The organism is Maricaulis sp. W15 (assembly GCF_001924955.1).
Classification (GTDB): domain Bacteria; phylum Pseudomonadota; class Alphaproteobacteria; order Caulobacterales; family Maricaulaceae; genus Maricaulis; species Maricaulis maris.
The window spans coordinates 78,651-92,235 of record NZ_LQXG01000012.1; the positions used below are offsets into that span (position 1 = coordinate 78,651).

The window sequence follows — 13,585 nt, forward strand, 5'->3', positions numbered from 1 at the left end:
GCGCTGGACGAATGGCGCGACCTGGCTGCTGAAACGCCGAACATCCGGCTGGCGTGATACCACTTCGCTGTTGTCTGACAGCAATAACAGGACCCAACCCGGTCTTTCGAGACGGCTCTCATTTTTACATGATGTTGCCGCTTGCCGGCCTGCGGCATGCACGTCCCGAGACGGCGCTAGGTAAATCCTTAAGCTTCCGTTAAGGTCTTTCGGGGCCGGGGCGGCATTGTTTTTGCGTAAACCCCGGCAGTAGCGTCAGTATCTTGTTCCCGGGGGGGATTGTCTTGTCCAAGTTTCCGAAGGCTTCCAATGGGGGCCAGAAGATGCAGTCCCGCCGTATTTCGTCTCTGCTTCTCGGCACCTCGCCGCACGCGATGAGCATTGCGCTGGCAGGAGCGAGCCTCGCTGCAATTGTCAGCCCGGCGGCCTGGGCAGTCGATGTCGGCGATACTGTCACCAATCCTATCACCGGCGGTACGGAAACCGTCCAGGCCGTCCTCGGCGACAATGTGGTGATGACGGATGCCTTCAATGTCATCATCGTCGCGACCGCGGTCGGCGACACGATTGTTGACCCGACGGCCACCGCGGACACGCCCGGCAGCGCGGCCACCTATACGATCACCTCGATCAATATCGACCCGTTTGCGGCCATTGTGTCCTACACAGCCGAAGACGGCGACGGCAACAGCTTCACCTTCTCCTCGGTCACCTCCCGCAGCGGTGACATCACGACGGCCTCCTCCGGGGTGACCGGATCGCCGGGCTCGCCCGCGACCACCGTCAATCCGGCAATCCCGGCCGGAAACATCAATGTGTTTTCGGACCGGCAAACGGGTTCGAACGGCGCCGACGGTGACAATGCCTGGGGTGCCCGGATTTGCATCATCAAATGCTTCACGATCGGTGAGAATGGCGATCCCGGCGAGGATGGCGGTCCGGGGCCGGATGTGATCCACACGCTGACGACGTCCGGCTTCGGGGACATCGAGTCGATCACCGACAACCTGCCCGGAATCAGCGTGGTTTCAATCGGCGGCGACGGTGGCGATGGTGGCGATTCCGTGGGCTTTGGATTCCAAGGCTATGAAGGCGGCGCGAGTGGCGCAGGCGGCGTCGTCCAACTCACCAGCCATGTCGATGTGTCGACCTCGGGCGAGGCCGGGCATGGAATTTTTGCGCTCAGCCGTGCCGGTTCAGGTGGCGATGGCGGCAGCGGATTTATCTGGTCGGATGGCGGGTCGTCAGGGCCGGCGGCTGAAGGCGGTACGGTCACGGTCGTCAATCACGGTGCCATCAGCACGACGGGTCTCAGCGCGAACGGTATTCTGGCGCAGTCAATGGGCGGTGCGTCGGGCGATGCCGGTTCGAGTTTCGGCATTGTCGGCGACGCGGATTCCGGCAGTACCGGCGGCAATGGGTCCACCGTCACGGTCACAAATTACGGCTCGATCATCACCACGGGGACTTATTCCGACGGAATCGTGGCGCAAAGCATCGGCGGCTCGGGCGGCGATGCGGGCGCATCCGGTGGCCTGGTTGCCTTCGGCGGCGGAGGCGGCGGCGCCGGCAATGGCGGTCTCGTTGTGGTCACCAACGCGGCGACCGGCACGATCACGACGCGCGGCGACGATGCTGTCGGCATCACCGCGCAGTCCATCGGCGGCGGTGGCGGTCGTAGCGGCGCGTCTGCCGGCATTGCGGCGCTGGGCGCCGGCTCCGGCTCTGGCGGCGATGCCGGTACGGTTACTGTTTACAATGACGGTGCCATCTCCACCGGTACGACGACGACCGGTGACCGCAGTCACGGCATCATGGCGCAATCGATCGGCGGCGGTGGCGGGTCCGGGCGTGGCACCGGCGGACTCGTGGCGCTGGGCGGCACGGGCGGGTCCGGCGGCGCGGCTGGCGAGGTTCGGGTCGACAATGACGGGTTGATCACGACCACCGGCGAAGGCGCGCTGGGAATCCTGGTGCAATCGATTGGCGGCGGCGGCGGCAATGGCAGCTCGACCGTCGGTCTGGCGGCCATCGGCGGCGATGGTGATGCGGGCGGCAGCGCGGAGACGGTCACCGTCAGCGGGACCGGGACCATATCGACGACCGGCATGGACGCACACGGTGTTTTGGCGCAGGCCATCGGTGGCGGCGGCGGCAATGGTGGCACCAGCGGCGGTATCGTCGGAATTGGCGGCGACGGCGATGTCGGCGGTGATGGTGGTGTTGTCGACATCACGATGGGCAGCATCCTGACCGAGGGCGACCGGGCATTCGGCATTCTCGCCCAATCGATCGGCGGCGGTGGCGGCAATGGCGGTGCCGGCGGTGGTATCGGCGCCATTGGCGGTGACGGATCCGGCGGCGGTACGGGTAACACAGTCACCGTCACGACAAGCGGCCTGATCCAGACGCAAGGCAATGGCGCGACCGGTATTGTCGCGCAGTCGATCGGCGGCGGCGGCGGCAATGGCGGCGGCGCGGGTGGCATGGTGTCCGTCGGCGGCCAAGGCGGTACCGGCAATTCGGCCTCGACTGTCACGGTCAATGCCAATGGCAATATCCTCACAACCAACGAGAACTCCAACGGCATCATTGCCCAGTCGATCGGTGGCGGTGGCGGTAATGGGGGCAGTGCTGTCTCCGGCGGCCTCTTCGCCAGTGTCGCTGTCGGTGGCGATGGCGCGGTCGGCGGCGAGGGTGGAACGGTCCGGGTCAACACCGCGGACGGGGCATTCATCGAAACCCGCGAACACGGTTCGACCGGGATTGTCGGCCAGTCGGTCGGCGGTGGTGGCGGCAATGGCGGCTATTCGGTTGCCGGCTCGATCGGCGCCTTTGGCTCGGTCAGTGTCGCCGTTGGTGGCAACGCCGGCGCCGGTGGCCGCGGCGGTGTTGTCGAGATGGACCTCGACGGCTCGGTCCTGACATTTGGTGATAATGCGCATGCTGTCCTGGCCCAGTCGGTCGGCGGCGGCGGCGGCAATGGCGGCCAGAGCTTTGCCGGTGCCGTCAGCGCGGGTGTTGGGGCTTCAGCCTCCGTGTCGGTTGCCGTGGGTGGCGATGGTGGTGCCGGGGGGGACTCGGATTCCGTCACGGTCCGGACCGCAGACACGATTCAGACGAGCGGTGATAACTCCTTCGGCGTGCTGGCCCAGTCCATCGGCGGCGGTGGCGGCAATGGTGGTTGGACCGGTACGGCCAACCTCGCCATTTCGACCGGCGCGGCGGTCAGCCTGGGTGTGTCGATGGGCGGCAGCGGCGGCGCTGGCGGCTTTGGCAGCACGGTTCTGATCGACGCGACCGGCAATGTGATCACCGCGGGCAGCAATGCGCATGGCCTTGTTGCCCAGTCCATCGGCGGCGGTGGCGGCAATGGCGGATTCTCCTTCTCCGGCTCGCTCTCTGCCGGGGGTATTGCCGGCGTTGGCGTCGATGTCGCGCTGGGGGGGGATGGCGGAGCCGGATCCTATTCCGGGCAGGTCACGCTCAACAGCGATGGTGTGGTCGCCACCTCCGGTGACAATTCACACGGCTTGTTTGCCCAGTCGGTCGGCGGCGGCGGCGGTAATGGTGGCTGGTCGGCGACCGGCTCGCTCAGCGTTGGCGGAACGGCGGGTGTCGGCATCGGTGTCTCTCTGGGCGGCGATGGTGGAAGCGGCGGTGTCGTCAATGGCGATGTCGTGGTGACATCGGACGGGACCGTCTTCACCTTCGGCAATGTGTCCCATGGCATCCTCGCGCAATCGATTGGCGGCGGTGGCGGCAATGGCGGCTTTGCCTTCTCGGGCTCACTGGCGCTGGGTGGTACGGCGGGCGGCGCGGTGAATGTCGCGCTCGGCGGCGCGGCCGGTGACGGTGCCCATGCGGACGATGTGACTGTTGCGTCGACGGCGGTGGTCGAGACGACAGGCGCCGGATCCCACGGGATCGCGGCCCAGTCGATCGGTGGCGGTGGCGGCAATGGCGGCTGGTCGGCGACCGGCAATATCGCAGCCGGCGGCACGGCCGGTGTCGGCGTGGGTGTGTCGATTGGTGGTGGCGGTGGTGCCGGCTCCTATGCCCGCTCGGTCACGGTTACCCAGACGGACCACATCATCACGCGCGGGACTGACGCGCATGGCGTACTGGCGCAATCCATCGGTGGTGGTGGCGGCAATGGTGGCTTCTCGGTCGCTGCGGGTGCTGCCGGTGGCATGAGTGTCGGCGGCGCGGTCAATATTTCGCTTGGTGGCTCCGGCGGGGTCGGCGGCGCGGCCTCGACCGTCAATGTGACCGTCGAGGATGTGGCAACCGGCGGTGACGGCGCGATCGGTGTGCTGGCGCAGTCAATCGGTGGCGGCGGCGGCAATGGAGGATTTGCCATTGCCGCGAGCCTGGTCGGCGGCGGCTCGGTTGGTGGTGCCGTGAATGTCGGCATCGGTGGATCGGGCGGCAGTGGCGGTTCAGCCGGTGATGTTACGGTCACCGCACAGGAAATCGCCACGCTGGGCGATGGCGCCCATGGCATCTCGGCGCAATCGCTGGGCGGCGGTGGCGGCAATGGTGGCTTCTCGGTTACCGGCGGTTTGAGCTTTGGCACCCAGGCTGCCGCAGTCGGCGTTTCGCTGGGCGGCGGTGGCGGCACCGGCAATACGGCTGGCGTGGTGACGGTCAATGCCACTGATCAAATCACGACGGAAGGCGACAATGCCAATGGCATTCTTGCCCAGTCGATCGGCGGTGGTGGCGGCAATGGTGGAGCCGCAATCTCCGGGACCATAACCGCAGGCAGTTCCAATGCAGCCGGTATCAATGTTGCCATTGGTGGCAATGGCGGTTCGGGCGGTACGGGCGGCGCGGTCAACGTCAACACGCTTGAGACGATCTACACGCTCGGCGACCAGTCCAACGGAATTTTCGCCCAGTCGGTCGGCGGTGGCGGCGGCAATGGCGGCCTGTCCATCACCGGCGGGATCAGCCTGGCGTCTTCCAACAGCGCGGCGATCGGTGTTTCGCTTGGCGGAAGTGGCGGCAGCGGCAATACCGGCGGTGCGGTCACGGTCGACTCGCGTGGCCAGGTCGGCACCGAAGGTGATCAGTCTGCCGGCATCTTCGCCCAGTCGGTCGGCGGCGGTGGCGGCAATGGCGGCTTCTCGGGTGCCTTCGGCGCGACCGGCGGCGGAAACAGTGCAGCGATCAATGTCGCCCTTGGCGGCGATGGCGGCAGCGGCGGCGTCGCAGGGGCGGTTGATGTGACCGTGTCCGGCAATGTCCAGACGCTGGGCGACCAGTCTTCGGCTGTGCATGCGCAGTCGATTGGCGGCGGTGGCGGCAATGGTGGCGCCAGCTTCGCGGCTTCGGTGGCCCTGGGCGACCGCGCCGGCGGTGTGGCGGTTTCGCTCGGCGGCTCCGGTGACAGCGGCGGCAATGCCTCGACAGCGGACGTGCTGAACTCGGCCGTCCTGGCCTCCTTTGGCGATAATAGCCACGGCATCCTGGCGCAGTCGGTCGGTGGCGGCGGCGGCAATGGCGGCTGGGCCGCATCGCTTGCCGGCGGATTTGGCAACAGTTCAGCCGGCCTCGGCGTCTCGCTGGGTGGCTCGGGCGGTGTCGGCGGCACGGGCGACCGGGTTCAGGTGACCAATAATGGTCAGATCACGACCGCCGGCGACAATTCGGTCGGCATCCTGGCGCAATCCGTCGGTGGCGGCGGCGGCAATGGCGGCTTTGCCGTATCCGGCGCCCTCACGGCCGGTGACCGGTCCGTCTCGATCGGCGTGTCCCTGGGTGGCAGCGGCGGTACAGGCGGCACGTCCGGCACGGTCGATGTGACCAATACCGCCTCCATCGGTACGGCGGGGGACATGTCCAGCGCCATCCTGGCCCAGTCAGTCGGCGGCGGCGGTGGCAATGGCGGCTGGACCGGCAGCATGTCCGGCACGGTCGGCAATAACCGCGCCATGGGGATCAGCTTCGGCCTTGGCGGGAGCGGTGGAACCGGTGGCGCGGCCGGCGACGTGATCGTCGATACCAGCGGCTCATTGCTGATGACAGAGGGTGATCGGGCGCATGGCGTCTTTGCCCAGTCGGTCGGCGGTGGCGGCGGCAATGGCGGCATGGCGCTGACGGCGACCTTCGGCGCGTCGGACTCGGTCAATGTCGCGGCCAGTATTGGTGGCACTGGCGGCGAGGGCGGCACGGCCGGCACGGTTGATGTCACCTCATCCTCGATCATCCAGACCGCCGGCTATCGCGCGCACGGTATTTATGCGGAGTCGGTCGGCGGCGGTGGTGGCACCGGCGGCTCGAGCGGTTCGCTCGCAGCGGGCGGGTCGGACTCGGTCAATCTGAGCTTTGCGGTCGGCGGGACCGGCGGCACGGGCAATACCGGCAATACGGTCACCGTCAACAATTCCGGTTCGATCACCGCCTGGGGCGAAGCATCCCACGCGATCTTCGCCCAGTCGGTCGGCGGTGGCGGCGGGGATGGTGGTTTTGCCGGCCTCGACTCCAGCGCCTTCGGAACCCAGATCATTGGCGACCAATGCCTGCCTGAATCCGAGACGCCTTGTGCGCCGACCGGCGGCGGCGGTGCGGGTGCCGGCGGGATCGGCTCGAACACATTCAACCTGGCAACCTCGGTCGGCGGCTTCGGCGGCACCGGTGGGCATGGCGGCGATGTGTTTGTGACCAATAGCGGCACGCTCGTCACCGTGAACAAGGACGCTCATGTCGTCTTCGCCCAGTCTGTCGGCGGCGGCGGCGGCAATGGTGGGCCCAGCATGTCGGCGACGGGTGCAGCCGGGGCCAGCGAGTCGGCCTCGATCGCGATAACCGTCGGCGGGTCTGGCGGCGCGGCCGGTAATGGCGGTGATGTGTCCGTCGACAATGAGGGCACGATCATATCCTGGGTCCGTGGCTCCAACGGTGTCTTTGCCCAGTCAATCGGCGGCGGCGGCGGCAATGGTGGCAGCGCGACCGGATTTGCAATCACGCGTGACGCATCCAGCGTCAATGATGACACCAAGAATCTTGAACTGGTCGCCGTGGTTGGCGGCTTTGGTGGCGCCGCGGGCGATGGTGGCGATGTCACGGTTGCCAATAGCGGGGCAATCACGACCTTCGGCGCCGGTTCGGACGGCATCAAGGCCCAGTCTGTCGGCGGCGGCGGCGGCAATGGCGGCGGCACGTCGCTGGATGGCGAGGAACTGGATGCCCTGTTGTCCAGCAGTGACAATGACTCGCTGAGTTTCACGCTGGGTGGGTTTGGCGGAGCTTCGGGTGATGGCGGCGATGTGCGGGTCACCAATTCCGGCTCGATCAATACCTGGGGCGATGGTGCGCGCGGTATTTTCGCACAATCGGTCGGCGGTGGTGGCGGCGAAGTTGGTCAGGGTGGCGCGACGGCAACCGGCACGATCGCGATCGGCGGCTTTGGCGGTGCAGCGGGCGATGGCGGTGATGTCACCGTGATCAATACCGGCTCGATCCAGACCTCCGGCACACGCTTTTTCAGCGCCGATGATGACCCGAATTACGGTGAAGACGGCGACCTGGCCTATGGCATTTTCGCCCAATCCATCGGCGGTGGCGGCGGCAATGGCGGCGCCGGCAATATGGATGGCTCACGCGATACCCGGAATGCCGTCATCGAAAACAATGGCGATCTGGGCAGCACTTTCCAACCGGACATCAGTATCGGCATGGGCGGCTTTGGCGGCGCATCCGGTGATGGCGGCAATGTGGTTGTGACCAATAGCGGCTCGATCGTCACGACCGGCGACAATGCCCACGCCATTCTCGCCCAGTCGATCGGCGGCGGCGGTGGCAATGCCGGCGACGGCTATATCTCGAATGCCGGCGCGATTTCCTTCGGTGGTATCGGTGGCAATGCCGGCGATGGCGGCGATGTCACGGTCACACACACCGGCGATATCACCACGCATGGCATTGGTGCCTACGGTATTTTCGCCCAGTCGATCGGTGGCGGTGGCGGCAATGCCGGCGATACTACGGTCGGCGTGCAGGAAGCGGGCGTTGATGTCGCCCGCAATCCGATCGGCGGCAATAGCGGTGATGGCGGTGATGTCACCATCAATTCCAGCGGCACGATCAACCTGCTTGGCGGCGGTGCCATCGGCATTTTCGCCCAGTCGATCGGTGGCGGTGGCGGCACGTTTGGTTCAGCCAATGGACTGGGTTTCTTCGGCGCCATGGGTGGAGAAGGCGAAGCGGGCCGGGTGATCGTCAATCACACCGGTGCCATCATTTCGTCCGGCCGCAATGCGATTGCCTTCTTCGCCCAGAGCCTGGGCACGACATTCGCGCCGGCCGAACCGATTGCTGCGATCGCTCCGGACCAGACCGAGGCACAGGCCAGCGTACATGTCGTCGCGGCAGCCACGGAGGCGGCAGAAACGCGTTCGGTGATGCCGTCCTTCACCGACCGTTTCGGTCCGGCCGGCCTTGCCGAATTCGTTGATCCCGAAAGCCGGGCTGACGCGGTCGACGTGATGAGCGCGCTGGCGGCTGCGGCCATCACCGTGACGCTGGACAATGACATTCGTGGCGGGTCGGACCGCGGGATCGGGGTCTTCTTCGACGGCGGCGCCAACAATACGCTGTTCACGTCAGGCAGTGTGTCGGCTGTGTCCGGCAATGCCATTGTCACCACAACCGGCAATGACCTGATCGAGAATACCGGCCTGGTGGTTGGCAATGTGGATCTGGGTTCGGGCGTGAACCGGTTCGACAACCAGGCGGGGGCGACCTTCATCGCCTTCGATACGATTGATCTGAGAGATGATGCGGTCAGCCCGCAAACGGTTCTGGGTCAGGGCAATAGTGTCTCGGTGGACGCGGCTGCCGCAGGCGCTGTGTCGCAATCCGGGCCGGTCGCGACGGGTGTGACCGAAGCGACGACCAAACGGCCGGTTCAGGCTGATCTGGTCGCGCACCCCCAAACAACGCCAGCACCGCTATCGCCCATGGCGGGCAATGGCGATGCATCTGTCGGCGTAAAGGGAGCCCCGGTTCAGGAGGCCCTGTCAGGCCCGATCCCGGAGGGTGACCTGCAGGCCGGGCTGGCGGACGGCAAGCCGACCGTCCAGGTCATGGCGGAACTTGACCGCGACATGACAGGGGCAGAGCTGGCCGGCGAGTCAGTGACGCCCGTGGCTGCGCCCAGCCCGGTCGGCGCAGCAACCTTCCGCAATGCCGGCAATTTCATCATGGGACTGTCAGCCTCGACCTATCCGATCGATCTCCTCAACGGCGATACGTTCGGGAATTTCGATGCCGTCGGCGATCCGACGACCAATCTTCTCTATGGCGCGCGGGTCATCAACACGGTCGAACTGGATGGCCATTTCGAGCAAACGGATAGCGGTCATCTGGTGTTTGACGTTGCCTATGGTCCGTATGCGTCTGACCGGGTGAATGTCACCGGTGGTGCCACGGTCGCCGGGACGGGCGATGTCACCCTGACCTGGCTGCAGGACCGCGAGGCGGTCACGCTGTTTGCGACGGCTGATGGCGCGGTCGACAACGGGCTGTCCATTCGTGACACGCTGGCGGTCGATTTCTCGATTGCCGCTGATGCGGCTGGCATCCATCTGCTGATCGACACGGATTTCGGTCTGGCGAGTTTGAACCGGAACGGTCGGGCGCTGGGTGCGCATATGGATTCGGCCCTGGATGTCGGCGGGTCTGCCGGTATCGGACGCTTGCTGGCTTTCCTCGGCAATATGCAGTCGGACCAGCTTGATCTCTACGAGGCGGTCTTTGCAGAACTCAATCCGGAGCCTCATCTCGCCGTGATGCATGGGCAGCTCAGTTCGGCCAATGATTTTGCCGATGATCTGTTCAATTGCGGATCACCGATCGGTCGTCGCGATGATCAATGCGCCTGGTCGCGATTGGAAATGACCGCGAGTGCGCGCGATGCAGGTTTCGAAAATCTGCACACGGAAAGCGAGTCGATGCGCTTTACCGGCGGATTCGAGCAACGCGTCGGTGATGACTGGTCCGTCGCCGCGGGCGTCAGCTATGCGCAAACCGACCCGATCCGCATTGACGGGCATCGGGCCAGGACCGAGAGCAGTGGTTTCGTGGTCGGGCTTGGCGCCGAGCGTAATCCCGCGACCGGTCCCTATTACGGCGCCTCCGTTTCCGGTGGCTGGTCATGGCATGAGACCGAACGCGCGGTGGAAGTCTTCACAACCGGTATCGGCACGTCTTCACCGGAAACCGGCCATGCCCGTCTCGATGGTCATGTGGGTGAAAGCTTCCGTCATGGCAGCCTGTTCGCCCGCCCGCAGGTCTCGGCCTCGCTGACCGCGCTCTACCATGATGGCCTGACAGAAGAGGGGCTCGACGGTCTGGGCATCGAGGTGCGGGCCGACAAGGAGCTCATCGGTGCGATCAATCCGCAGCTGACGGTTGGCCATATCTTCCGGGAAACGGTGGGCATGGTCGGGGTTGTGTCGCTGACCGGTGGCCTGCGCCTGAGCACACAGGACCGTCTCGAGCTGCCGATGCGTTTCCTCGGTTCCAACCCGCTGGCAGAGCCGGCGATGATCGGCACCTCGCTCGATCAGCTGGTTTACCAGATCGGTGCGGACATCGAGATCGCGGGCAATGAGCGGGTCGGCCTGTCGATCGGCTATGACGCCGAGTTCGGCGCCGAGACCGAGCATCAACGCGCCGGTATCGACTTCCGCGTCCGCTTCTAGACGGAGCGACCAAGCGCAAGCACAGGGCGGCCGGCCGGAGATAGTCCGGGCGGCCGTTTTGCCTTGGCCGGACCGCCCAATCGCATAATCTCCGGTATGCGGCGCACATGATGGAGCTCGCAGGCAGTGCGCCGATGCGATGCCCATACAGTCATGTCGACGTCCCAGGCGCTGTTCAGGTCCGGTCCAGGCTGCCGATCATGATGTGAAGCTTGAAAGTTCGGCGCGGCATGTAGCCCGGCTTGGAAGCTGGAGAAAAATGTCGAGATCGCGTGGTGCGGAAGCGGTTCGGTTGGTCGTTGGTCCGAATGGGTTAGCCCGTGGTGCTTGACCGCGGAAATCCTGATCATCGCGGCTTGATTGGCCGCCGGCAATTTGAATCCGGCTACCCGAGCGCATCGGCAATGCACAGGACTATGCCGGGCAATCGCTTGTCATGAAATCCACAGCGAATTTGCGATGCCGTCTCAGATGCCGTCTCAATTGTAGAAACGGCCGCTCGTCCTGACGGATAGGTGCCGTGATGCACTGAAAAGATCGTGCAGCGCTGTCGATCACATGCGGCCCAGTATTCATTCAATGTTTCGGGGAAATGCGCGGGCGGAAGGAGCGAAATCAAGCACCTTCCGATTCGGTCCGACGCGAAGCGATCAGGCACGCACTCGCGAAATGGCGCCGTGGCGAATGTCGATTTAACTCAACAATATCAAAAACTTGAAAATGGTGCCGCTTGAAGAAGAAAGTTTGAACTCTCTCTTCGACACTTTGGCGGTATGGAACAAGGAACTAGAGGGGCTGGATGCGATCCACATCATAGCGTCGGACCCGGAGCCGTAGGCAGTTTCGCTGCCGTACTCAAATTCGTTCAATTCAAGCTGCGCAGTGGATTGGGCTTGCCCATTCCTCCCGCCATTTGTCGCCCGCTCTCACACTGTGAGGGCGGGCTTTTTCGTATCAACCCAAAGGAATCAAAACCCCGCTCATGTCCGCCAAACGCCTGCCACCGCTTTCGCTGCGCCTGAGCGCAGACGAGCGCGCGCGCCTGGAGCGTATGGCGGATGGCAAGCCGTTGGGTGGTTTCATCAAAGCGTGCCTGTTTGGCGACCGCCGGAAAGCTGCGACCAATCCCATCCGCGAAGAGGTTGCCCGTGCGCTGGCCCTGCTTGGCCAAAGTGGCATCGGCCCGGCCATTCGCTCGATGGCGCGGGATGCTGAGCGCGGCACGCTACCGCTTGATCCTGAAACCCAAGCCTCGATCCGCGCGGCCTGCGCTGATGTGGCAGTGATCAAGTCGCTGCTGATGAAGTCGCTCGGCATCAAGGAGCGCTGACCCATGATTTTGGTGGCATCCCAGCGCGGCGGCGCAAAACAGCTTGGTCTTCATCTGCTGCGCGCGGACGAGAACGAGCATGTCGACGTCCACGAAATCAGCGGGTTCGTCTCTGGCGATGTGGTGGCGGCGCTCAAGGAAGCGCAGGCGGTGGCTAAGGGCACGCGCTGCAAGCAATATCTCTTTTCTGTTTCGCTCAACCCGCCGGAGACGGAGCGTGTCGATATCGGCGTATTCGAGGACGCGCTGGCGCGTATCGAAGAGGCCAACGGCCTGACCGGCCAGCCCCGCGTTGTCGTCTTTCACGAAAAGGAAGGCCGTCGGCATTGTCATGCGGTGTGGTCGCGGATCGATGCGCAGAGCATGACAGCCAAGCCCCTCCCGTATTTCAAGAACAAGCTGCGGGATCTGGGGCGCGAGCTTTATCTCGAACATGGCTGGAAGATGCCGCGCGGCTTCATGAACAGCCGCGAAGCCGATCCGCGGAATTTCTCGCTGGCGCAGTGGCAACAGGCCAAACGCATGGGGCGCAACGCCCGCGACCTCAATTCGGTTGTGCAGGAATGCTGGGCGGTGTCGGATTCCAGAGCCGGGTTCGCCGCATCCCTGAAAGAGCGCGGTCTGTACCTCGCACGCGGCGACCGGCGCGGTTTTGTGGCGGTCTCGACCGAGGGCGAAGTCCTGTCCATCGCGCGCTATACCGGCCAGCGTGCCAAAGCGGTGAATGAGCGGCTGGGCGATCCTGCCGGTCTGCCGGATGTTGAAGAGACCAAGGCACGGATTGCGCGCGATCTCACTCCTGTTGTTCGCAGCTATCTGGGAGATGCCGCCGCCCAGGCTCGTCGCGAGATGCGCCCGCTGGACGCCGCGCGGCGCAAAATGGCGGAACGTCACCGCACCGTCCGCGCGAAGCTCAAGGCGAACCAGCAAGAGCGCAGTACGTACGAAGCCCGCATTCGCGCCGGCCGCCTGCGCCGGGGCCTGCTCGGCCTGTGGGATCGGCTGACCGGTCGTCACACGCAGTCGCTCGAACAAAATGCGCGCGAGGCGAACGCCGCCGCGAAACGAGACAGGGCAGAGCGCAAAAGCGTGGTTGAAACCCAGCTCGCCGAACGCCAGAAACTGCAGGTGAAAATCCGCGCCATGCGGGAGCGGCACTGCACGCTCGAAGACGATATTCGCCGAGAGATTTGCGAGCTGGAACAGCGCGGGGCCGAACCCCTGCGCGAGCGCTTCAACCGGCACAGCGCCAAAGCGCAACGCCATCGCCATCAAGGCCCGACCATGGAGCCCTGACCGCTCACCTCACCTCAACATATCCATTCCAGCACCATGGAATGAGGGTTGCCCCTGCAACCCATGCCAGCCAAGCAGAAACGGGGTGAGCGCAGTCAAGGATCAGTGCGGCGGGCGCAGGGCCAATGGCCCGAGCCTCGGGAACCGCACCCTTGATCGGTGCGAGGGACGGAGGCCCTCATCCAATGCCCAAATTGGTATAAAAACAGAATAAAAAACCGATGATAAAAAGAAACCGGCTGGACCA

3 protein-coding genes are annotated in these 13,585 nt (G+C 64.8%); all 3 read left to right on the forward strand.

All coding sequences use genetic code 11. The features are described 5' to 3' along the window. The first annotated feature begins 323 nt into the window (after positions 1 to 323). The 3 genes from AWH62_RS16980 (at position 324) to AWH62_RS05830 (ending at position 13,338) form a co-directional block, all read left to right on the forward strand. The gene (locus tag AWH62_RS16980; protein ID WP_158025576.1) at positions 324 to 10,712 is read left to right on the forward strand and encodes an autotransporter outer membrane beta-barrel domain-containing protein; all 10,389 of its coding nucleotides are present in this window, start codon (positions 324 to 326) and stop codon (positions 10,710 to 10,712) included. A gap of 982 nt (positions 10,713 to 11,694) precedes the next feature. Further along, entirely contained in the window at positions 11,695 to 12,042 is a 348-nt protein-coding gene (locus AWH62_RS05825) for a hypothetical protein (protein WP_075189548.1), read from the forward strand. A gap of 3 nt (positions 12,043 to 12,045) precedes the next feature. Then, the gene (locus AWH62_RS05830) at positions 12,046 to 13,338 is read left to right on the forward strand and encodes a hypothetical protein (protein ID WP_075189549.1); all 1,293 of its coding nucleotides are present in this window, start codon (positions 12,046 to 12,048) and stop codon (positions 13,336 to 13,338) included. The last annotated feature ends 247 nt before the right edge of the window (positions 13,339 to 13,585 follow it).